The sequence below is a fragment of the Acidithiobacillus sp. TH-A67 genome, from assembly GCF_057473545.1.
In genome coordinates this window covers 1-21,566 of sequence record NZ_JBYCKU010000063.1, presented here as the reverse complement: position 1 = coordinate 21,566, position 21,566 = coordinate 1, and the positions used below count along the sequence as shown (strand labels likewise).

Below are 21,566 nucleotides of genomic sequence, written 5' to 3'. Positions count from 1 at the left end.
GCGGACGCTTGCTGGGCAGGGTGGTCAAATACAATCGCAAGACCGTCACCGTGGTCACCGACAACGGCCAGAGCTGGAATGTTCCACCCCATCTCCTCTCGCCGGTGAGGGACGCTGGACCCGTCCAGCCCCAACCGCCAGCCGCCGACAAAAAAAGACTCAGATAACCGCAATTGGGGCAATAACGGCATGGTTTGGACGGTTACACAGCGTAATTGAGCTTGGTGGATGCTGCTTGAAGCGGTAGCTTGGGATTCTCTTCAGTCAGATGTCCAAAAACTGCCACTGCTCACCCATCTGGTCACTGCTGCGACCGTTCATACCTCCAGGGGGCGTGCACCGGGATCGCCCATGGGTAGGAAATCCCAATATATACCTCAGTATCGTGATCTGGAGCCGGGAACTTGTGTACATCGCGGATAGCCTCCAGCGTGTAGTGTTGAATTGCAGGATTAAAGCAGCGCAAGACCCGCGCATGCTGAACTAATCCATCTGGTCTCAGATATAATTCCAGCGAGCATTGTCCAGTTTGCATTGGCACGGGATGTCCAACCTCCTGGATTAGCTTAATCTCTTTTTCATGCCGCAAGTACCCACCTTCGCGTGCTACTTCCTGACCGATTTTACGTTGATAGTCCGGTGTCGCCGGCCGGTAATCAGAATCGTCGTTACCGCCTTGAGGAACAGAAGAAATAGTGGCTGGAGCCTGAGTAGGTGGCGCTACTTCCGCTGGAGCAGCTTTGTTAACTTGTTTCCGGTGCAGTTGCACCTGCCGTTCGTATTGCTGGTACTGGGGAATTGCGATGGCGGCCAGGATGCCAAGAACGGCGATCAGAAGAAATGGGGCAAGTATAGCGAAATAGATTTTTAGGCTAGCTCCCCTGGGTAGATGGTAGAGACGGCGCAACGAGCGAACCGTAATCACCAGGCCCACCACGCCCGAAACTCCTGCTACTTGACTGCCTAAGGTCGCGCTTGCCAAGTCAATCAATCCTCCAATGAAAGCAGTAACAACGGTCGCAACGGTGCCCGCCGCAAGCGCCAGCCAGATGAGTGGTCGAATCAACAATGAGTGCGGCTCTACGGGCAGAGAATAGCTGGGATCGTTTTTGGCAGCGCGACGAATGACCCAGGTGGCGATCCCGCCAACATAGGCCGGCCATAGAAACTGCAAGACAGTCGTAACCAAAACGAAATAGGGAAGTTCATTGGCAGATAGTTTGGGAAATACGGTTTTTGCAGTGAGGAAGAGAATCGTCGTCTGCACCGCCAGAATCGCCAAGGTGATTGCTGGGAAGAGATATGGGTATTCCAGGGCTCTCTGCGCCCATCTCGATCTGCCGACCATTTCATTTTCATAATCCATATCACCGCGTTCCTAGGTGGCCTGAGGGTTATTGCTACTATCTACCTGTTTGTGTTTCTTGGATAGGGTTTGGAAAGATACTTCATAGAGTGTCCTGCACAAAAGATTACCAATAACCGGTACGCCAGCGTATTTATAAAACTAGCATTTGGATGATCGGCCACTCATTGGACAGAGGCTGCTTCCATTTTCATGGTCTGTTCCCGCCCAACAATCAGTATACCTTATAGCTTTTTAGGCTAAGCTAAGAAAACTACCGAAACAAGCCCATCTGTTCCCATCGAACGTCCGCATCCGCTGCATACTTGCTACCCATCCCCGCTTCTATCCACAACCATAATGTGCACGAATCGGAGCCACTGCAAAAGCCTTATCCGTGGGAGATTCCGCTGGTCACTCTTAGACACTATCTTAGACAGCAAGAAAAAGGCACCTAGGTGATCTACCTAAGTGCCTGTTTTGATTGGTGGGTTGTGAGGGGATCGAACCCACGACCCGCTGATTAAGAGTCAGCTGCTCTACCAACTGAGCTAACAACCCAATCTGCACAATAATAGCAAAATCCCCAGACAAAGCAAGGCCAACTCTCGTCCAGTACGCAGTGAAAGCACCGGACTTGTCCATGTTTCGCCTTGTAGCTCTCAGGAATCAGACGCTTGGTGCAGAAGGCGATAGCTATGCGCGGCAATCATGCGGTCTTCGTCGGTGGGAATGCAGAGTATCTCTACCGGGCTGTCGGTCTGGGAGATTCGTCTCTGCTCGGCCTGATTGGCGGCGCTATCCAAGACGAATCCCAGGCTGGCGAGGGGAGCGCAGATCAGCTCGCGTACCAGATCGGCATGCTCGCCGATTCCGCCCGTAAAGACCAAGCGATCCACACCTCCCAAAACCGCCAGAAAACTACCGATCATCTTGCGCACACTGTAGGCCAAAGCATTGATGGCGAAGGCGGCGTGTGGCTCGTTGTCCCGGGCCGCCAGCAGCACCTGCATGTCGCCACTGATGCCGGACAGACCGAGCAAACCGGAGAGATGGTTCAGGACCCGTTCAAGCTGATTGGCGGTATAGCCCTTTTCCTCGAGCAGAAAAAGAAGCACCCCGGGGTCGAGATCACCGCAACGGGTGCCCATGACTACGCCGCCCGTGGGGCTGAGCCCCATGCTGGTATCCACGCAGACGCCGTCCCGCACTGCCGCCAGACTGGCGCCATTCCCCAGGTGCGCGATGATGCTCCGGCCGGTCTTGGGAATTTGGGTGCAGATGTATTCATAAGAGAGTCCATGAAAACCATATTTTCGTACCCCTTCCTGCCACAGATTGCGGGGCAGGGGGTAGCGCGCCGCCAGTTCTGGAATACTGCGGTGAAAGGCGGTATCGAAGCAGGCGAACTGTGGGGTTTGCGGCCAATGCTGGTTGGCGGCCTCCATGACGGCAATCTCGGCAGGAAGATGCAGAGGGGCAAAACGCAAGGATGCCCGGAGGGTTTGCAATACCAGTGCATCGATGCGGCAGTGCTCGCGCAAGTCTGGGCCGCCGGAAACGACGCGGTGCCCAATCGCCGCGAGTTGCTGCACACCCAGCTCCTGGAAACAGTCGAGTAGAGCGCGCAGGGCGCTGGAATGATCAGGAAAAACGGCATTGCGATCGATGTTGGAGCTTTTTGCTCGCCACCACAGTCGACCGACACTCTGGCCAATGCGCTCGATCGCGCCTTCTCCCAGCCTTTGCCCGCTCTCGTCGGCATATTCGTAAAGAGCGAACTTGAGGGAAGACGAGCCGCTATTGAGGGCGAGAACCAGCTCAGTCATGTGGAGTCTTCATGTATCCAGCCAGGCTGGGGTGCTGATGCGCTCGCGCAGACGTTGCAGGAAGCGGGCGGCATCGGCGCCAAAGATCACTCGATGGTCACAACTCAGGGTACATTCACTGCTGCCATCGGCCTGGGTTGCCGCTACTGCCAGGATGGCTGCAGCACCCAGGGGTACGATGGCATCGAAGTTGTGCACCACGTCAAAGACGCCAAGATTGGAAAGATAGAAGGTACCGCCGCGATAATCCTCCGGAGCCAAGCGACCTTTTTTGATCTTGCCGAGCAGAATGCGCCAGTCTTCTGCCAGTTCCTTGAGCGGGCGTCGGGCCGCATCGCGCAGAACTGGGGTCAACAGGGCATCACCGGTATCCACGGCAATCGCCACGTCCACCCGTTCCCGTTTGGCTAGCCCCTGGGGGGTCCAGAGATGGTTGAACCAGGGGTCTTCGGCGACCGTCAGCGCAGAGGCTCTTGCCAGAACGAGGGTGAGGCTGAGTTTCGCACCTTTGGCCTGTGTTTGCAGCGCACTGAGGGGAAGGCGTGCGCCAATCTGAAAGGTTGGCGTTTGCACGGCATCCTGCATATTCCGAGCTGCCGCAGCACGCACACCGGAGAGGCGCTCGATCTGGTAATCAGGCCCGGCACTGAGATCTGGCAGCGGGCCGCGCAGTGCCGTCGCAAGTACGCGACGACTGTCGATGGGGCCTGTACCCAACAGGTTCAGATCTACACCCAGTTCCTGAGCCAGAGCACGGGCATACGGACTGGCAAGAACGCCATCTGCCGCTGCGCGCGGGGCGGATGGCTCGGTAGGTGCGACAGGGACCGACTCTTGCGCGGCTGCTGGTGGCGGCGTTGCCTGAGATATCTTCGGGACAGGCGTTGCAGGGGTGGCTGATTGGGCGATGGAGCCAGAAGCTGCAGTCTTGCTTGCAGAAGAGGTCGTGTCCAGCTCCTCTTTACTATCCACCAGCCAGGCGATCACCGAACGCACCGGGATATCCGTATCCACTGGCGCCAGGGGGCCCGCCAAGAACCCATCCTGGAAGGCCTCGACATCCAGTATCGCCTTGTCGGTTTCCACTTCGGCGAGGGCATCTCCCTTTTTTACCGCATCACCGACGGCCTTGTTCCAGCGAACCAAGCGTCCTGTCTGCATGGTATCCGACAGGACGGGCATGATGACTTCCTGTTTCATACGGGTGCTCCTGACATTTGGACGAGGTCTCTGGCTGATCGACAGGTCCGCTCGACATTAGGGATCGTGGCGGCCTCCAGCTCCGCCGCAAAGGGCGTGGGAAGATCGAGTCCGGCTGTGCGCTGGATGGGGCGGTCCAGATAATAGAAGCAGCGCTCTTGCAAGGTCGCAACGATTTCAGCGCCAGCACCGGCAAAGCGGCAATCTTCTTCCAGGACCAGGGCGCGATGGGTCCTGCCAACCGACTGTATACAGGGCTCCCAGTCGATGGGGGAGAGACTGCGCAGGTCGATGACCTCCATCTCGATGCCCTCCCTTGCCAGCTCCTCCGCCGCCGCCAAGGCCACTTCCACCATGCGCGAATAGGCGATACAAGTCAGATCGCGTCCCGGACGCCGGACCACTGCGGCGTGTATGGGCAAAGGAGTAGCGTTCGTCGCTACTTCTCCTTTGTGGAAATACAGGAGTTCGTGTTCGAGGACGATGATCGGGTCATCGGAGCGGATGGCCTGTCGAAGTTGCCAGTAGGCATCCTGAGGGGTTGCCGGAACGAGAATGCGCAGGCCGGGAACATTCATCAGGGTATGTTCGAGTCGCTGCGAGTGCTGTGCCCCTAGCTGTTTGGCGACCCCGCTTGGCATTCGCACCGTCAAACCCATGGAAAACTGACCGCCAGACATGAAAGGAATCTTGGCGGCCATATTGATCAGGGCATCGAGGGCGAGGAGGGCGAAATTGATGGTCATGATCTCCACCACTGGCCGCAGTCCCAACATCGCCGCGCCAACACCGAGTCCGGTAAAGCTGTTTTCCGAGATCGGGGTATCGCGTACCCGCCACTCGCCATATTTGGCCAGGAGCCCTTCGCTGACGCGGTAGGTGCCGCCGTACAGGCCGACATCCTCACCCAAAAGAAACACCTTTTCGTCCTGCGCCATCTCTTCGTCCAAGGCGCGATTCAGGGCCTGCCAGTAGAGCATCTCCGTCATGCTGCGCCCCTCCCAAAGAAGTCCTCGAAGCGATGGTTTTTCTGAAATACTTCCTGCACCTTGGTAAGGTTCGGCGCGGCTGCGGCCTGCGCTTCGGCGAGGGCTATGCGCATTTCCTCGGCGATTTCATCTTGCAGACGTTGCAGTCTCTCGCTATTGAGGTGACCAGCGGCACAGCATTGCTCCTGAAATTGCCGTACGCAATCGCCGGCGGGGCAATTGGCCTGTGTGCTCAACTCGCCTTCCAACTCTTTGATGGGATCCTGGCGTTGGTAGGCCTGTACCTCGCTGGCTGGACGATAGGCGCCTGGATCGGCCATGGAATGGCCGCGGTAGCGGTAGGTCTCCAACTCGAGAAACTGGGGGCCATCACCGGCGCGAATGCGTGCCAGGGCCTGCTCGCTCGCCTGCTGCACCGCAAGGACGTCCATGCCATTGATCCGCTCGGCGGGAATATTGTAGGCGCAGGCGCGGCGATAGACCTCGACCACGGCAGAGTGGCGATGGATTTCCGTACCGATCTGATAGTGATTGTTTTCGCAGACAAAAAGGATAGGCAGACGCCATAGGGCGGCCATGTTCAGGGATTCATGGAAGGTTCCCTGATTCACCGCGCCGTCGCCAAAGAAGCAGATGACCGCCTCGGGTAGCTGACGATAGGCGACGGCATAGCCAGCCCCCAGGGCAATGGGAAAGGTCTCCCCGACGATGGCGTACCCCCCCAGAAAGCGTCTTTCCGCATCGAAGAGATGCATGGAACCGCCCATTCCCCCGCTTACCCCGGTCTTTTTCCCGAGAAGTTCCGCGAAAATGGCCGCCGCTGGAATACCACGCAGGAGGGCGTGTACGTGTTCGCGGTAGGTGCTGACGATGTAGTCGCCGGGTTCGGCGCAACTAAGCACTCCGGCTGCCACTGCCTCTTCCCCGGGGTATAGGTGTAAAAAACCGGCGATTCTGCCGGCGGCGTACTCCTGGGCCGCGGTCTCTTCCAGGGCGCGAGCACGCAGCATCTGGCGCAGTAAAAAAACGGGATCGACGCTATGCATGGCCCGCCTCCGGCAGAAACTCGTCGAGGGCTTTGCTAAGCGGCACCAGATACATCAGGGCCGGACCACCATGCATGAGCACTGCCTGGAAAGCGGCGCTCATGATCTCATCGCGGCTTGCGCCCGCCTTGACGGCGCCATGAACATGCAATGCGATACACCACTCGCATTGTGCCGCAACGGCCAAGCCCACATTGATGAGTTCCTTTTGCGCTTTGCTCAGCGCTGGACTTCCCTCTGCTTTTCCCATGAAAGCAAGAAAGCTGTTGATTTCTGAAGGGTATTGTTCTTTGAGACGGTGGGTGAGCTCTTCAATCTGCGTGATGCGATCCTGCATTTCCGGCATGACGACCTCCCTAAAGGTTGGCAATTCCGATCTAGCCCTCGGAATTTAGCGTAGACAGTCTGCTGGGAATGAGCAAGTCGCTTATTACAGCTCGGAGTGCAGGAGCAGGCTGCGCCCCGTCATTTCTTGCGGTTTCTCCACTCCCAACAGATCCAGCACGGTAGGCGCGACGTCGGCTAAACCGGCACCAATACCGAGGCGCGCTCCGGGCTCGCCCAGCAACAAAAAGGGCACCGGGTAGACGGTATGCTGGGTGTGCGGTTCGCCACTGACGGGGTCGACCATTTCGTCGCAATTACCATGATCGGCGCTGAGAATGACCCGATACCCGTGCGCCAGAGCCATCTGTACAACGCGATGAAATTGCAGATCGAGGGTTTCGACGGCGCGCAGGATGGCAGGGATCTTAGCGGTGTGGCCGACCATGTCGCCATTGGCAAAATTGACCAGCACAAACGCATACTTGTCCGCTCGCAGTGCGCCAATGACGCGATCCGCCACTGCCGGCGCACTCATCTCTGGTTGCAGATCGTAGGTGGCAACGGCAGGGGAGGGGATAATCTCGCGCTCTTCCCCAGCAAAAGGTTGTTCGCGCCCACCATTGAAGAAATAGGTCACGTGCGCGTACTTTTCGGTTTCCGCACAGTGAAACTGTGCCAAGCCGGCATTGGCAAGGACCTCTGCCAACACCTGCGCGGGGATTTCCGTCGGGAAAAGCACTGGTAGGTCAAAGTTCTCGTCATAGGCGGTCATGCAGGTACTGACACGCGCGCTTTCACTGCCGCGATCGAACTCGGCAAAATTGGGAAGGGCGATGGCGGCGCAGAGCTGGCGCATGCGGTCGGAGCGGAAATTGAAGAAAAGCACTGGCTCATCGGCGGCGATGCGCGCCCTTTGCGGATCACCAATCACCGTCGGCTGAATGAACTCATCCCCGCCATCCCGTTGCCAACCCGCCTGTACGGCGCTCAGGGCATCCTCTGCCGATTGCCCCTCGCCAAGCAGCATGACTCGCCAGGCCTTTTCTGTACGCTTCCAGTGCTGGGCACGGTCCATGGCGTAGTAGCGGCCCAAGAGCGTAGCGATATGGCCGGTGCCGAGCTGTTGCAAGGCCTCCTGTAAACGCTGCACATAGCGATCGGCGCTGCGCGGCGGCGTATCCCGACCATCGGCGATGAAATGGATGACCGGCTCCATACCGGCTCGTGCCAGTAAGGGTAGCAGTCCCAGGAGATGCTCGATATGCGAATGTACGCCGCCATCGGAGACCATGCCGATTAGATGGATGCGCTTGCCCTTTTGCAACATTTTCTGCCAGTTGGGCAACCGTTCCAGGCTCCCGTCGGTAATAGCATCGGCAATGCGCAGCAAGTCCTGTTTGAGAATGCGCCCGGACCCCAGAGTCAGATGACCGACCTCAGAATTGCCAAACTGCCCATCCGGCAAGCCCACCGCCCGCCCAGAGGCTTGCAGGGCACTGTGCGGGTTGCTGGCAAAGTAATGATCGAGATGTGGAGTCCGCGCCTGCGCCCAACCATTGAAGGCACGACTGGGGTTAAGGCCAAAGCCATCGAAAATCACCAGCAGAACTTTCTTGTCGGGCATACCACGCTCCTCATCCAGCAAAAAAATCGATTTTAGCGGTGCAGGGATTTCTCTAACTCCAGCACCTGACGGGTAGTGGAGAGAATGGTATCAGGATTGAGGCTGATGGAATCAATACCCAGTCGTACCAAAAATTCCGCCATTTCCGGATAATCCGAGGGCGCCTGGCCACAGAGACCGGAGTGGATGTGGTTACGCTGGCAGCCCTCTACGGCCTGTTGGATGAGCACCTTTACCGCGGGATCGCGCTCGTCATAGTCGAAGGCAACGATGGCGGAGTCGCGATCAACCCCTAGCGCAAGCTGGGTCAGGTCGTTGCTGCCGATGGAAAAGCCATCGAAGCGCTTGGCAAACTCATCGATCAGCAAGACGTTGCTGGGCACTTCGCACATGGCGTATACCTGCAAGCCGTTTTCGCCCCGACGCAGGCCAAACTCGGCCATCTTCGCCAACACTGCGTCGGCTTCCTCCACCCGGCGGACGAAAGGCAGCATGACAATGACATTGTCCAGCCCCATTTCCTCCCGTACGCGCAGAATCGCACGACATTCCAGGCGAAATCCCTCTTCATAATTGGGATGGGCGTAACGCGAGGCACCGCGAAAACCCAACATAGGATTGGCTTCTTCAGGCTCGAAATCCGTACCCCCGATCAGCGCGGCATACTCGTTGCTCTTGAAGTCCGAGCTACGCAGCACCACGGGTTTCGGATAAAAGGCAGCGGCAATGGTCCCGACCCCCTCGGACAGACGTTGCACGAAATATTCTTCCGGGCTCGAGTACTCTGCGGTCAGTCGCTTGATCTCCCGGCGCACCTTCGCGTCGCTGATCCGTTCGGGATGTAACAGGGCCAAAGGATGGATCTTGATGGCATTGGCAATGATGAATTCCATGCGCGCCAGTCCGACGCCATCATTGGGCAAGGCTTGCAACTGGAAGGCCAGCTCCGGATCGCCCAGATTCATCATGATTTCCGTTTTCGGCCGTGCCAACCCAGAAAGATCAGTCTCTACCACCTCAAAACGCAGAGTGCCGGCGTACACGTTGCCTACCTCCCCCTCGGCGCAGGAGAGGGTTGCTGCTTGCCCATCAGGGATCCGGCTCATGGCCCCCTCTGCCCCTACCACTGCCGGAATGCCCAATTCCCGGGCAATGATGGCGGCATGACAGGTACGGCCACCACGCTCGGTGACGATACCCGCGGCAAGCTTCATTACCGGCTCCCAATCGGGAGTGGTATTGTCGGCGACGAGGAGCTCTCCTGGCTGGAAAAAATGCAGTTCCTCCAACGTAGCAACGTGTCGCGCCCGACCCGTAGCGATTTTGCTCCCTACTGCGCGTCCGCTGGCGAGTATGCTACCCCGCTCGCGCAGATAATACTCCTGCAACACAGTACCCTTGCGCTGCGAGGCGACGGTCTCCGGCCGGGCCTGCACGATGTAAAGTTGGCCGTCTTCGCCATCCTTGGCCCACTCCATATCCATCGGCCGTTCTTCGCCAATCGCCTTGCTGTAGTGTTCTTCAATCTGGATGGCATAGCCGGCGAGGGTGAGCACGTCTTCGTCCGCAAGGGAAAAGCGCTGTTGTTCGGCGGCCGTGGTGGCAATGTTGCGCACGCCATGATGGGTACTGCCGGCGGCGTAGACCATCTTCAGCTTTTTGCTGCCGAGAACGCGTCGCAAGACCACACGCTTTCCCCGTCGGAAGCCGGATTTGAACACATAGAACTCGTCGGGATTGACCGCACCCTGCACGACGTTCTCTCCCAGTCCGTAAGAAGAGGTGATGAAAATGACGTCGCGAAAACCGGTTTCTGTGTCCAGCGAAAACATCACACCGCTGCTGGCAAGGTCAGAGCGCACCATCTTCATGACGCCAATGGAAAGGGCGACATGGAAATGATCGAAGCCTTCGTCCATGCGGTAGTGAATGGCGCGATCGGTGAAGAGACTGGCAAAGCAACGCCGGCAGGCGTCGAGCAAATCCGCTTCACCACTGATATTGAGATAGGTATCCTGCTGCCCTGCAAAGCTTGCGGTGGGCAGATCTTCGGCGGTGGCCGAAGAGCGGATGGCGAGCGAGAGATTTTCGCCATATTCCTCCCGCAGGCGGGCGTAGGCGGCGAGAATCTCGTCCTGCAGTTGCTTGGGCAATTCCAGACTGTAAATCAGCTCCCGCGCTGCCTTGCCACGCCGCGCAAGATCCTCGACCTGATGCGGCTGCAAGCCGTCGAGGATTTCGTGGAGCCTGGGCCACGCTTGGTGGCGATTGAGCAGGTCTCGATAGGCATGGGCGGTAATGGCAAAGCCATTGGGTACCCGTACCCCCAGCGGACGCAGTGACCGATACATTTCCCCGAGCGAGGCATTTTTGCCGCCCACTAAAGCAATATCATTAATCCCGATTTCGGCAAAGAAGCGGATGTATTCCACGCTAGGCCCCCCCCAAAAGGAAATGCTTCTTTGAAGATAGACCCCATCTCTAGCTACCGCAAGGACGATTCCGTCGACAGTGGGTAGCCCGACGCATTGAGAAGCTCAGCCTTTGGCCAACTGTGTCGCAGTTCTGGAAGGGGCCGTTGCAGCAATCCTTCGAGCCGCGCCATTTCCGGCTGGAAGCGCTCAATCAGCCAGTCCCGAGCTTGCGGATCAATGGCGGGCTTTTTCTCCTTCCGCAGAAAAAGATTGCGCCAGATATATTCCCCCCAACGTTGCGGAAAAAAATATTCGCCAATGGTCCGACTGAGAGGGTTCCCGGCCAGTCGCCGGGCCCAGTTGCCGCGGGGACGTGCGTAATGGTTGTGCGCCCTATGGAAATCGATGCGCTGAAACGGTAAGGGAGAAACCAGCAAAAATTCTGCCAGATCATGGAGAACCTGTAGCGGTTTGCGTTGCAGATCCTCCAACAGAAGCACTCTCACCTGATTCCGACCAAAAAGCGAAAAGTAGCGCTGAATCTGGTCATGGTACAAACCCAGCTCAACGTATAACTGGGATACCCCCCAACCTTTGTCCGGACGCGTCCAGTCCCGTTGCAAGGCGCTGTAAAAATCGAGATCGGTAACGCCCTCATTGAAGTCCATCAGATATTGCGCATAGGCCCGCTGTACTGGATCGCGCAGGATGATGATGACCTTGCTGTATGGACAATATTGCGCGATTTCCTGCACGGCGACTTCCGACCACAGGTAGGAAGGGCTGGCATCGCCCCGATACGTCACCTGGCCCGAATCCTGATACAGTCGCAGATACTGCTCTTCGGAACTGATATAGCGGATACAGTGACGTTGTTCCGGAGCCGGATGCGGGTGCGAGAAATAATGCGGCTCTTTCATCTCCGGAAAATAGATCTCAGGATGTTGCTTGAGATACGCCCAAAGGGAAGTGGTCCCACTTTTTACCGCACCGACGATAAATAAATTAGGCCAATTTTGCATCTTACTCATTTTCTGATGTATGAAACGGAAATCCGGCATGGCGCAGGGTTTGCGCCAGAATGCTTGGTGAAAGGCCGCTGGGTAGAGGACCCAAGCGCAAACGATAGGCCCAAGATCCATGATCAATGCCGGGAGCGATCTGTGTTTTCGCGATACCGGCACGCTGCGTCTTTTCCCACGCCATTTGCGCCATATGGATACTGGAATATGCCGCAGACCAAAGATAATGCTGGTCGGAGGTCGCCGCCATCGTTGGTGCCGCGGCATCCGCGGCGGCAGCAGCCAAGCCCGCCACCGCAATCGGAGTCGTAGCGAAAATATCCAATGCCCGAGCTGCGCCAGATCCCAGCTGTAGCAAGCCAAAACTGCCAGGGGGGCTCTTTTGGTCGATCAGAACAGCTACGCGGCGATGATTGGTAAGATTTTCGACCAGCGCGCAAGATGGCGAGGGAAGCACGCTACTGGCTGCCGTTAGCTCCTTCTCAGGGCTGCTTTGCATTCTCGATCCGTTGTCCTGCCAAGCAAGCCAGGTCGCCATACCACGAAGTGGGGGATGGGGAATGGCACGGGAGTCGGCCAATTGACAAGCACTTTGCAGGACTGGGGTATTGGCCATGGCAACGGGCACATAAATCAGCAGAAGTGCTGTCGCCAGGCGCAACACGATCACTATACCCCTCCCGAAGCGAACATGGCGCGGAGGGAAGCAAGGTAAATCTGCGGCAGGCGCTCCAGCTCGGCGAGAGCCACATGCTCGTCAATCTTATGGATACTCGCATTGCAGGGACCAAGCTCCACCACCTCACCGCCCAGCTGGGCAATGAAGCGGCCATCGGAGGTGCCACCCCCAGTGGACAGCTTTGCCGGCCGCCCCATGATCTCGGTGATGCCCGTTTGCACCGCATCCAATAACTTGCCGGGCGCGGTATAGAATGGCGGCCCGGAGAACTGCCAGTCCAGCTCGTAGCGCAACTGGTTACGATCCAGAATTTCCTGTACGGCTGCTTGCAGGTCCTTCACGTTGGATGCTGGCGAAAAGCGAAAATTGAATTGCAGCTCGAGCACACCGGGAATGACATTGGTAGCGCCGGTGCCAGCGTGGATATTCGAGATCTGCAGGCACGTGGGGGGGAAGTCGGGGCTGCCGGCATCCCATTCACGTCCGACGAGTTCCTGGAGGGCTTGCAAGGACCGATGAATCGGGTTTTCCGCCTTCTCCGGGTAGGCCACATGGCCCTGCACACCGAGGATGCGGAGGGTGCCATTGAGGGAACCACGGCGGCCATTCTTGACCACATCGGCCAGGCTTTCTTCCGAAGAAGGCTCGCCGACAAGGCAGTAGTCGATCCGTTCACCACGGGAGAGGAGTTGCTCGACTACGTGGCGGGTACCATGGGTAGCGACGCCCTCCTCATCGGAGGTGATCAGAAAAGCAATGCGACCTGAATGCTCGGGCGAGTCGCGCAGAAAATCCTCGGCCGCTACCAGCATTGCCGCGAGACTTCCCTTCATGTCGGCAGCCCCCCGGCCATACAGATTCCCATCGCGAATGGTCGGCACGAAAGGATCGCTATGCCAGGCATCGAGCGGCCCGGTCGGGACGACATCGGTGTGTCCGGCAAAGCAGAACACGGGGCCCTCTGCACCGTGTACGGCCCAGAAGTTCTCTACGCCGCCGGCAGGCATGTGCTCGATGGTAAATCCGAGCGCCGCAAGCTTCTCGATCATCCACTCCTGACAGCCCGCATCCGCGGGCGTTACCGATTGGCGGGCAATCAGTTCCTTGCTGTAGTCGAGAACGCGCATCAGAGATCGCGCAGAATTTCGTTGATGCCGACCTTGCTCAAGGTTTTGGCATCGACCTTTTTGACGATCACGGCACAATAGAGACTGTAACTGCCGTCCTTGGAGGGCAGATTACCGGATACCACCACCGAACCGGCGGGCACTCGGCCGTAGCTGATCTCGCCGGTGCTGCGGTCGAAGATCCGCGTGCTGGCACCCAAAAACACCCCCATGGAAATCACCGAGCCTTCCTCGACGATCACTCCTTCCACCACTTCGGAGCGAGCGCCGATGAAGCAATTGTCTTCGATGATGGTGGGGTTAGCCTGGAGTGGTTCCAGAACGCCGCCGATACCGACGCCACCGGAAAGATGCACATTCTTACCGATCTGCGCGCAGGAACCCACCGTCGCCCAAGTGTCGACCATCGTACCCTCATCGACATAGGCGCCGATATTGACGAAAGAGGGCATGAGCACACAATTGCGACCAATGAATGCCCCTTTGCGCACGGTCGCCGGCGGCACCACGCGAAATCCGCCAGTGCGGAAGTCGTTGCTGTTGTAATCGCTGAACTTGCCTAGCACCTTGTCGTAATACTGTGTCTCGCCGCCATTCATGCGGAAATTGTCTTGCAGGCGAAAGGAGAGCAGCACCGCCTTCTTGATCCACTGATGGGTGTGCCACTGCCCGTTGATCTTTTCGGCCACGCGTAGCACGCCCTTGTCGAGCCCTTCGAGTACCTGGTGCACTGCCTCGCGCAGCTCTGCGGGGGCCTGTTTGGGGGAGATTTCGGCCCGCTGTTCCCAGGCCGTATCGATGATTTCTTGCAATGCAGTCACTAGATAATTTCCTTTTAGGATCAAGAGGATATTTGGAGAAACTTACGGATTCTGATCAGCCCTTCACGACAAATGTCCAGAGGACCAACCAGGGCGATGCGCACGCGCTCGACGCCAGGATGGGCCCCATGCGCCGCACGTGCCAGATAGGTGCCGGGCAGGCAGCGTACGTGTTGGGCCGCGTAGAGATCGCGGGTAAAGGCCTCGCCATCGCCCACCTGCAACCAGAGATAAAAGCCACCATCGGGACGTTCGACGGGGAGGAGATCACCCAGGATTTCCGCCGCCGCCGCAAATTTCTCTGCGTAGTCCTCGCGCATGGCAATGACATGTTTTTCGTCGCCCCAGGCCGCCGCCGACGCGGCCTGGATGAAGGGCGGCATGGCATTACCCAGGTAGGTGCGATAGAGCCGGAAAGCCGCCAACAGCTCTGCGTCACCAGCAACGAAGCCGCTGCGCGCACCAGGGATACTGGAACGCTTGGAGAGGCTGTGAAATGCCAAAACCTTTGCCAAAGAGCCGCTGCGGGCTGCGGCGCTCAGCACCCCAGCCGGAGGTGCATCGAAGTAGACCTCGCTGTAGCATTCATCCGCCGCCAAAATGAAATCATATTGCCGCGCCGTGGCGACCAAAAAATCCCAATCCTCCGCCTGCAAGGCAGCCCCGGTGGGATTGTGCGGGCTGTTCACGTAGAGCAGGGCACAACGCCGCCAGATCTCCGGCGCTACCGCCCGGTAGTTCGGCTGGCCGCTAGCTTCGCAATTGAGATAGTACGGCTGTGCTCCCCCAAGAATCGCCGCGCCCTCGTAGATCTGATAGAAAGGGTTGGGTAAAAGAATCAAACCCTTGCCGGAGCCACTATCCATTAGTGCCTGGGCAACGCTAAAGAGCGCCTCACGACTGCCGTTGGCGGGAAGAATGTGCTTTTCGGGATCGAGGAAGCCCTCGGGCAGGGTGAAGCGCCGGGATGCCCAAGCCGCGATCGCCTTACGCAAGGCGTCCGAGCCGAGGACTTTGGGGTACTCCGCAAGGCCATGCAGATGTTCGATGATGCTTTCCACCACCAGGGCGGGAGCAGGATGCCGCGGTTCCCCGATGGAAAAATCGATCAGGGGCAGGGCCGGGGGGTGTACACCGGCCAGCAAATCGCGCAGACGCTCAAAGGGGTATGCCTGCAGTGACGACAGCCGTGGGTTCATTTTACAATCGCCTCCCCATCAGCGCGTCACGGGATCTGAGTGAACATGATTCATCCGCAAAAGTTTGGGCCAAGCAGGCAGCGCTGACAAGTGTCCGGGAGTTCCTCACCACATTTTACGCAGCTGTTGCCGGTTTTGAGCCTGATTCTGGGCGCTGGCCTATGGGGCACCTATTGGTGGCCCTTGCACTTTTTTACCGCGCAAGGCTTTGGCGGCCCCTGGCTGATCGCCATCACCTATCTTTTGCTGGCGGCGGCTGGGAGCCTTCTGGCCTGGCGGCGTGGCGCTGCCAAAGTCCGTCGTGGCGATTGGCGCAGTCTTTTCTGGCTCGCACTGTTTGGTGGCTGGACCAATGTGGCGTTCATGATGGCCCTGTTTCACGGGCAGGTCGTCATCGTCCTGCTCCTTTTTTACCTGTCGCCGGTCTGGGCAGTATTGCTCGCCCGCGTCTTCCTGAAAGAGGCCATCGGCTGGCGTGGTGCCTTGGCCGTGCTGCTCGCGGTGTCCGGCACCGTACTGGTGGTTGTGCAGGGAAATCTGGATTTGCGCGCAGCCGGGCTGGTCACGCTGTTTTTTGCTGTGAGCAGCGGCTTTGCCTTTGCCTTGAGTAATGTCGTGCTGCGCGGGACCAGTCTCAGCTCTGACCTCATCCGAGCGGTCGCCATCTGGTGGGGCTGCGCCATCATTGCCTTGGCCTTTGCCGTCAATGAGGCTTGGCCGTCCGTGTCCCACTGGCCAGTGCTCTTCCTTCCCCTTTTTGCCTGGTTCTGGGTCGGTTTCGCTACTGCCAGCACCATCTATGGGGTCAGCCGTTTACCCATCCGGATTTCCGCAGTAATTATGCCGATCGAGGTCATTGTGGGTGCTGTCTCTGCCTGGATTTGGGCAAATCAGTCGATGAGCCTTATCGAAATCGCGGGGGCAGCACTGATTCTGTCTGCTTCTCTCGTGCAGTTAATTCGCCAAAAGGCGGGCGCGTAAGGCGTCGGCGTCTTCCAGCACCGCATTGGCTCCCCAGGCGCTGGGCGGATCGGACTCCTGCCAATAGCCCCAGGCCGCAGCCCAGGCGCGACAACCTGCCGCGTGGGCGGCTTCGATGTCACGGCGATCATCTCCTAGAAACACGGTCGCCTCGGGCTCGATTCCAAGATGCCGCAGGGCATACTGCACCGGCAGGGGCGAGGGCTTAGCCTTCTCGGTGGTGTCGCCACCAACTACGATGGCAGGAGGATAGGGCAGGGCGAGAGTGGCCAATAAATCGTGGGTCAACTCCTCGCTTTTGTTGGTGACGATGGCCCAAGGAATTTGCATTTCCGAGAGGTACCGCAGAGTTTCCGGGATTCCGGGGAAGAGGACGCTGGCGCGGTGCGCGCGGGCGCGATACAGGCGCAAAAAATCCACTCGCATCTGGACATAGTCGGGATCAGCGGGGGTTATGGCAAATGCCGTCCCGAGCAGCCCCGGCGCACCATGAGAGGCCATCCGGCGGAGTGCGTCGAACGCGGGTACTGGTAGATTTCGCTCTCTGGCCAGATCCTGCACGGCAGCGACCAGATCCGGCGCACTGTCCACCAGGGTGCCATCCAAATCAAAGAGTAGAGCCTGCCAACGCATCATGCAGGCTTCTGGCAATGACAAAGATAGTTCACGCTTACGTCACCCGTCAGCCGTGCCGCGCGCCGCCAAGGGTCATAGTGCATGCCTTGCAGATCGCGCAGGCGCAGACCGCTGGCGCGAATCATGTCCAGCAATTCACTCGGTCGTAAGAATTTTTCATAGTCATGGGTGCCGCGGGGCAACAGACCCAAGAGATATTCGGCACCAACAATGGCATAGAGATAACTTTTCGGGTTACGGTTGAGGGTGGAGAGAAACACATCTCCCCCGGGTTTTACCAATTTTGCGCAGGAGGCAATAATGGAAGCGGGGTCAGGGACGTGTTCGAGCATCTCCATGCAGGTCACGACATCGTAGCTTTCGGGCTCTGCCGCCGCGAGATCCTCCACGGCGACTGCACGATATTGCATTTCGATTCCCTGCTCTGCGGCATGTTGCTTACCCGCCTGAATCGCGTCTTCAGCTAGATCGATCCCCAGTACTTCCGCACCCTGCCGGGCCATGGATTCGCTCAGGATACCGGCACCGCAGCCGACATCCAGCACGCGCTTGCCGCGCAATCCACCGGGTGCTTTTTCGTTGATATATTGTAGACGTAGCGGATTGATTTCATGCAAAGTGTGGAGTGGGCCCTGGGGGTCCCACCAGGCATTTGCGAAGGACTGAAACTTGTCGATCTCCGCTGGATCCAGATTACTCATCAGCTGCTCTCCCGTGCAATGCGCAGGGCCCAGTCCTGCGCTTCCCGGCCGAGTTCGGCATCATCCCATTGCAGCGCCCGGCCATCCTGTATTTTCTGTACGCCCGCCACCCAAACGTTGCGCACCTGATCGCGACCAGCGCAGTACACGAGCTGCGAGATGGGGTCGTAGACCGGACTGGTGGCGGGATGATCGAGACTGATTGCGACGCAGTCGGCTGCCTTGCCGACCTCCAGGCTACCAGTCTCCTTTTCCCAACCCAGGACCCGCGCTCCGCCCAGAGTCGCCATATACAGCGCCTGCTTGGCGGGCAAAGCGGTAGGATCGCCTTCCCGTCCTTTGGCGAGCAGGGCTGCCGTGCGCAATTCGCCGAGCATGTCGAGGTCGTTATTGCTGGCTGCGCCATCGGTACCCAGGCCAACTCCTTGACCTTGCGCCAGGAGAGTGGCAACGGGGGCAATCCCCGAACCCAGCTTGAGATTGGACTCCGGGCAGTGCGCAATCTGCAAGCCAGTCTCCTTACAGATGGCCAGGTCGTCTTCATTCAATTGCGTCATGTGTACGGCGAGAAACCGCTCATTCAGCAATCCCAGTTCGTGCAGGCGACGCAATGGGCGGCGGTCATCTCCTGCCAAAGCATCGCGCACTTCTCCAGCCGTTTCGTGTACATGCATATGCAGGAAGCTTCCGTGTTGTCGTGCCAGTGCGGCGGCCTCCCGCAGCGGCCCGTCACTCACCGTGTAGGGTGCATGGGGCGCGATGCTGTGGCGCAGCAGCGCAGGATTGCCTAGGATAGCGACGTGCTCCGCGGCTAGGCGCAGGGCGTCTTCGGCATTGCGCGTGTAGGTCGTGGGGAAGTCGATGATGACATGGCCAAGTACCATGCGCATGCCCATCTCCTGCGCGACTTCTGCCGCCTCCTGCGGAAAAAAATACATATCGTTGAAGCAGGTAGTACCCCCGCGCAGCATTTCCGCGATGGCCAAGCGCGTGCCTACGCGCACAAAGTCGGGAGCGACGAAGCGCCCCTCAGCCGGCCAGATGTGCTCTTGCAGCCAGACCATCAACGGTAGGTCATCGGCCAGGCCGCGCAAGAGGGTCATGGCAGCATGGGTATGGACATTCACAAAACCCGGCAACAAAACCTGGCCGGGGAGGGGAGTAAGCTGTGCCTCGGGGAACCGCTCCCGTAAATCAGCATGGTGACCCGTTGCGACAATTTTGCCATCCCGAACCGCTATCCCATGGGCGGGAAGGAAGCCATCCGGAACGATCGGGACCAGCCACTCAGGCAGGAGTAGTTCTACGTCAGAAAGCGATTTCTTCGTCACGCAACACCCCGGAAGTTGGAATTTCCGGGAGTGTAGCACGGCAGCAGGGAAGTCTCAGCCCAGACGTGCTCGCAGGGCTTGCGCGTAGGCCCAGACCGTAGCGGAATAGTTAATGCTCGGATTGTAGCCCATGATGGCGTAAAAATTGGGATAGGCAATAAAGAAGTGCGGTCCTCGCTCGGTGGCCAGCTGCAGCAGTCCCACTTGAGTACTGGCAGGCATCGGTGTTGCTATATTTGGTCGAATGCCAGCACGCTCGATCTCCCTCAGGGGATAGCGGCCATGCAGAAAGGCAGTCGCCTGTGCCGGATTCAGAACGGTGGCCTCGCGCAAAACCGGCCGTCCGGGCTGCCAGCCATGCCCAAGAAAGAATTTGGAAGTTGACGCCAAGACATCTGGTACCGAGCGCCACAGATCTGGCAAACCTTCGCCGGGAGGATCATTCCAGACGGTTCCATATTTCAGATAGCTACTCGCAAGGAACTGCGACATCCCCATCGCGCCAGCCTCGGATCCCCGCAAGGAAGACACGGGCTGTCCCAATTGATGTGCCAAACGAATAGTCTCGGCCGTTTGGTACAAAAAGAAGGAGCTTCGCGCTGGCAGTCCTAAGGCTAGAGACAAGTTTGCATCCAGCACCGGGAAATTTCCCTGGAACGTACCGAAGCCAGTCTCAATATTCAGAATCCCCATGAGGATTTCCGGCGAGACTCCATATCTTCGGGAAACCTGCGCAATAATATTCTGATGCGCCTGCCAAAAATTTACCCCTCGCTGTAGGCGATCGGTCCGCACGAAGCGATCGCGATAGCGCCACCAGGGGTACGGCTGGGAGGGTGTGGCAGAGGGAGGAGGCGGGGTCATTAGGGCGAGAGCCCGTTGGTTGAAGCGTGCATTGTAGAGAGCAGGCAGGACCCACTGCTCGGGCAACTGATACTTGATCTGTAAGGCGCAGGCGAAATTCCGCAGCTGTACTTGGTATTTCTGTGGAAACCCGGGGAAGAACAGGTTCTGCGAGCAATCTACCTGCCGAGTTGGAGCAGGTTGTGCTGATGCACCGGCCGGTACTGGCGGCACGGGCTGCGGCGCAATGGCGGGAGTCGTTTGTTGCGGGTAGACCTGGCTGTTGTGCGCGACAGGACTCACCTGATTGGCACAAGCGCTGAGGAGTAGAGTGCAGCCAAGCAGGATGGGGCCGCTAATAACTCTTTGTTTCACGTTACTCATGACGCTCCTGCAAACCTAAATTATCTGTTGATCAATTACCATCCACGCTGCTCAGAACCTGCTCAGCAGATCAGTCGCTTGCGTGCCGCAGATGACTACGGCCCATGGTCGAGCCTTCCAGAACTTCATTGATTGAGTACGTGGTCATTCAAGGACTGCATGGCAAGAAGTTCCGGGGGCATGGGGCGCCTGACGCCATCCAGACGTTGTGCCCAATAGGGATTATGCAGGCTCTGCACAGTAATCCCGGCATGCCGATTTAGGGCGCTGACGAATTGGCCACCACCGATATAAATGCCAACATGGGTATACGGGGCGCCCATGGTATTGAAAAAGACTAGGTCGCCTTTGCGAATGCGGGAGAAAGGAACTGCTGGAAGGGCGAGGGCCTGTGCCCGAGCGGTACGCGGCACGCTTACTCCCGCCTCTTGCAGTACATATTGAATCAGGCCGCTGCAGTCAAATCCATGATGCCGGCTTTCGCCGCCCCATACATAGGGCTTGCCAATTTGCGCAATGGCATTGACCAGCACTGCATCGAGAACTGTCGCTTCGCGATGGGAGTCGTAGTAGGAATAACTGTTTTGCGGAGTCGTTGTCGGAGATCGAGTCGCGACCGGTGGCTGCCAGCCGTTGCCACCCCCATATTCCGCGCAACCAGAGAGTATCAGTGAGGAAACGACGAAAAGTACGCCCGCGAATCGGGCATATGGACTGACGCTTTTTAATTTACGCATGCATTCATCCCGTTATTCTTTCCGATCTGTAACGGTTTATAGAACAAAACCTTTTTTTTAGCAAGAGGAACTTGTCGCGGAAAATAGTATTGAATTCCACTCTCAAAGAAAGATGAGGATACAGGTTTGCCGCAAGGACATAAGTCCATCGCTATGATATAAAAAACTTCATCTTCTCCTGATGCTTGAACTTCTCGACTCGTTGTTAACGATCATTGTGAGCATGAATAGATGGAGGAAGGAGGACAGGCAGGCTCAGTACTTCAAGTGCCCTGTGGACAGGTTTGCGGGGCCGAGTTGATGATTTAACATAATCACCATTATGCGACAT

The 21,566-nt window shown here is 57.9% G+C and carries 19 protein-coding genes and 1 tRNA gene; 1 reads left to right on the top strand and 19 read right to left on the bottom strand.

Annotated elements, in window-relative coordinates; all coding sequences use genetic code 11:
• Positions 1–301: 301 nt before the first annotated feature.
• From AC2VNM_RS10250 to dapC, 14 genes are all read right to left on the bottom strand, one after another.
• On the bottom strand, positions 302–1,366 hold the full coding sequence (locus AC2VNM_RS10250; protein WP_486913248.1) for a hypothetical protein: 1,065 nt from the start codon (positions 1,364–1,366) through the stop codon (positions 302–304).
• Between the two features lie 464 nt (positions 1,367–1,830).
• Positions 1,831–1,906: transfer RNA gene (locus AC2VNM_RS10245), tRNA-Lys, on the bottom strand.
• A 101-nt stretch (positions 1,907–2,007) separates the two neighbouring features.
• Positions 2,008–3,174: an acetate/propionate family kinase gene (locus AC2VNM_RS10240; RefSeq protein ID WP_483164945.1), complete on the bottom strand. Its 1,167-nt coding sequence runs from the start codon at positions 3,172–3,174 to the stop codon at positions 2,008–2,010.
• A 9-nt stretch (positions 3,175–3,183) separates the two neighbouring features.
• A complete protein-coding gene (locus tag AC2VNM_RS10235) occupies positions 3,184–4,374 on the bottom strand; it encodes a dihydrolipoamide acetyltransferase family protein (protein WP_483164946.1) in 1,191 nt (396 codons plus the stop codon).
• Positions 4,371–5,363: an alpha-ketoacid dehydrogenase subunit beta gene (locus AC2VNM_RS10230; protein ID WP_483164947.1), complete on the bottom strand. Its 993-nt coding sequence runs from the start codon at positions 5,361–5,363 to the stop codon at positions 4,371–4,373. The genes AC2VNM_RS10235 and AC2VNM_RS10230 overlap by 4 nt, the downstream gene beginning before the upstream one ends.
• Positions 5,360–6,409 carry a thiamine pyrophosphate-dependent enzyme gene (locus AC2VNM_RS10225; protein WP_483164948.1) on the bottom strand — a complete coding sequence of 350 codons (1,050 nt, stop codon included), beginning with the start codon at positions 6,407–6,409 and terminating at the stop codon, positions 5,360–5,362. The genes AC2VNM_RS10230 and AC2VNM_RS10225 overlap by 4 nt, the downstream gene beginning before the upstream one ends.
• Positions 6,402–6,755 carry a carboxymuconolactone decarboxylase family protein gene (locus AC2VNM_RS10220; protein WP_483164949.1) on the bottom strand — a complete coding sequence of 118 codons (354 nt, stop codon included), beginning with the start codon at positions 6,753–6,755 and terminating at the stop codon, positions 6,402–6,404. Before AC2VNM_RS10220 ends, AC2VNM_RS10225 begins: the two co-directional genes overlap by 8 nt.
• A gap of 84 nt (positions 6,756–6,839) precedes the next feature.
• Entirely contained in the window at positions 6,840–8,360 is a 1,521-nt protein-coding gene (gene gpmI, locus AC2VNM_RS10215) for a 2,3-bisphosphoglycerate-independent phosphoglycerate mutase (RefSeq protein ID WP_483164950.1), read from the bottom strand.
• A gap of 32 nt (positions 8,361–8,392) precedes the next feature.
• Positions 8,393–10,792 (bottom strand): phosphoenolpyruvate synthase, encoded by a 2,400-nt coding sequence (ppsA, locus tag AC2VNM_RS10210; RefSeq protein ID WP_483164951.1) that lies wholly within the window; start codon positions 10,790–10,792, stop codon positions 8,393–8,395.
• Positions 10,793–10,845: 53 nt separating this feature from the next.
• Positions 10,846–11,796 (bottom strand): sulfotransferase family protein, encoded by a 951-nt coding sequence (locus AC2VNM_RS10205; RefSeq protein WP_483167204.1) that lies wholly within the window; start codon positions 11,794–11,796, stop codon positions 10,846–10,848.
• A 1-nt stretch (position 11,797) separates the two neighbouring features.
• Entirely contained in the window at positions 11,798–12,466 is a 669-nt protein-coding gene (locus AC2VNM_RS10200) for a hypothetical protein (RefSeq protein ID WP_483164953.1), read from the bottom strand.
• Positions 12,466–13,602: a succinyl-diaminopimelate desuccinylase gene (gene dapE, locus AC2VNM_RS10195; RefSeq protein WP_483164954.1), complete on the bottom strand. Its 1,137-nt coding sequence runs from the start codon at positions 13,600–13,602 to the stop codon at positions 12,466–12,468. The genes AC2VNM_RS10200 and dapE overlap by 1 nt, the downstream gene beginning before the upstream one ends.
• A complete protein-coding gene (gene dapD, locus AC2VNM_RS10190) occupies positions 13,602–14,423 on the bottom strand; it encodes a 2,3,4,5-tetrahydropyridine-2,6-dicarboxylate N-succinyltransferase (protein ID WP_483164955.1) in 822 nt (273 codons plus the stop codon). The genes dapE and dapD overlap by 1 nt, the downstream gene beginning before the upstream one ends.
• A 20-nt stretch (positions 14,424–14,443) precedes the next feature.
• Positions 14,444–15,622 carry a succinyldiaminopimelate transaminase gene (gene dapC / locus AC2VNM_RS10185; RefSeq protein WP_483164956.1) on the bottom strand — a complete coding sequence of 393 codons (1,179 nt, stop codon included), beginning with the start codon at positions 15,620–15,622 and terminating at the stop codon, positions 14,444–14,446.
• A 126-nt stretch (positions 15,623–15,748) separates the two neighbouring features.
• Here dapC and AC2VNM_RS10180 point away from each other — a divergent pair, with 126 nt between their 5' ends.
• Positions 15,749–16,603, top strand: coding sequence for a DMT family transporter (locus tag AC2VNM_RS10180; protein ID WP_483164957.1), 855 nt, complete (start codon positions 15,749–15,751; stop codon positions 16,601–16,603).
• Here AC2VNM_RS10180 and AC2VNM_RS10175 read toward each other — a convergent pair.
• The 5 genes from AC2VNM_RS10175 to AC2VNM_RS10155 all read right to left on the bottom strand — a co-directional run bounded on the left by AC2VNM_RS10175 (position 16,577) and on the right by AC2VNM_RS10155 (position 21,235).
• The gene (locus tag AC2VNM_RS10175; RefSeq protein WP_486913247.1) at positions 16,577–17,239 is read right to left on the bottom strand and encodes an HAD family hydrolase; all 663 of its coding nucleotides are present in this window, start codon (positions 17,237–17,239) and stop codon (positions 16,577–16,579) included. The two genes, AC2VNM_RS10180 and AC2VNM_RS10175, sit on opposite strands and share 27 nt — an antisense overlap.
• Positions 17,236–17,940, bottom strand: coding sequence for a bifunctional 2-polyprenyl-6-hydroxyphenol methylase/3-demethylubiquinol 3-O-methyltransferase UbiG (gene ubiG / locus AC2VNM_RS10170; RefSeq protein ID WP_483164959.1), 705 nt, complete (start codon positions 17,938–17,940; stop codon positions 17,236–17,238). The genes AC2VNM_RS10175 and ubiG overlap by 4 nt, the downstream gene beginning before the upstream one ends.
• The gene (locus AC2VNM_RS10165; RefSeq protein WP_483164960.1) at positions 17,940–19,271 is read right to left on the bottom strand and encodes a TRZ/ATZ family hydrolase; all 1,332 of its coding nucleotides are present in this window, start codon (positions 19,269–19,271) and stop codon (positions 17,940–17,942) included. Before AC2VNM_RS10165 ends, ubiG begins: the two co-directional genes overlap by 1 nt.
• A 54-nt stretch (positions 19,272–19,325) precedes the next feature.
• A complete protein-coding gene (locus AC2VNM_RS10160; RefSeq protein ID WP_483164961.1) occupies positions 19,326–20,498 on the bottom strand; it encodes a lytic murein transglycosylase in 1,173 nt (390 codons plus the stop codon).
• 125 nt (positions 20,499–20,623) lie between these two features.
• On the bottom strand, positions 20,624–21,235 hold the full coding sequence (locus tag AC2VNM_RS10155; RefSeq protein ID WP_483164962.1) for a C40 family peptidase: 612 nt from the start codon (positions 21,233–21,235) through the stop codon (positions 20,624–20,626).
• Between the last annotated feature and the right edge of the window lie 331 nt (positions 21,236–21,566).

Excerpts from the sequence above, each read along its gene's own strand:
- AC2VNM_RS10155 (WP_483164962.1), bottom strand. The coding sequence starts at position 21,235 with ATGCGTAAATTAAAAAGCGTCAGTCCATATGCCCGATTCGCGGGCGTA.
- AC2VNM_RS10220 (WP_483164949.1), bottom strand. The coding sequence starts at position 6,755 with ATGCCGGAAATGCAGGATCGCATCACGCAGATTGAAGAGCTCACCCAC.
- gpmI (WP_483164950.1), bottom strand. The coding sequence starts at position 8,360 with ATGCCCGACAAGAAAGTTCTGCTGGTGATTTTCGATGGCTTTGGCCTT.
- AC2VNM_RS10230 (WP_483164947.1), bottom strand. The coding sequence starts at position 5,363 with ATGACGGAGATGCTCTACTGGCAGGCCCTGAATCGCGCCTTGGACGAA.
- AC2VNM_RS10160 (WP_483164961.1), bottom strand. The coding sequence starts at position 20,498 with ATGAGTAACGTGAAACAAAGAGTTATTAGCGGCCCCATCCTGCTTGGC.
- ubiG (WP_483164959.1), bottom strand. The coding sequence starts at position 17,940 with ATGAGTAATCTGGATCCAGCGGAGATCGACAAGTTTCAGTCCTTCGCA.
- AC2VNM_RS10240 (WP_483164945.1), bottom strand. The coding sequence starts at position 3,174 with ATGACTGAGCTGGTTCTCGCCCTCAATAGCGGCTCGTCTTCCCTCAAG.
- dapC (WP_483164956.1), bottom strand. The coding sequence starts at position 15,622 with ATGAACCCACGGCTGTCGTCACTGCAGGCATACCCCTTTGAGCGTCTG.
- AC2VNM_RS10250 (WP_486913248.1), bottom strand. The coding sequence starts at position 1,366 with ATGGATTATGAAAATGAAATGGTCGGCAGATCGAGATGGGCGCAGAGA.
- AC2VNM_RS10205 (WP_483167204.1), bottom strand. The coding sequence starts at position 11,796 with ATGCAAAATTGGCCTAATTTATTTATCGTCGGTGCGGTAAAAAGTGGG.
- AC2VNM_RS10225 (WP_483164948.1), bottom strand. The coding sequence starts at position 6,409 with ATGCATAGCGTCGATCCCGTTTTTTTACTGCGCCAGATGCTGCGTGCT.
- AC2VNM_RS10235 (WP_483164946.1), bottom strand. The coding sequence starts at position 4,374 with ATGAAACAGGAAGTCATCATGCCCGTCCTGTCGGATACCATGCAGACA.
- dapE (WP_483164954.1), bottom strand. The coding sequence starts at position 13,602 with ATGCGCGTTCTCGACTACAGCAAGGAACTGATTGCCCGCCAATCGGTA.
- AC2VNM_RS10175 (WP_486913247.1), bottom strand. The coding sequence starts at position 17,239 with ATGATGCGTTGGCAGGCTCTACTCTTTGATTTGGATGGCACCCTGGTG.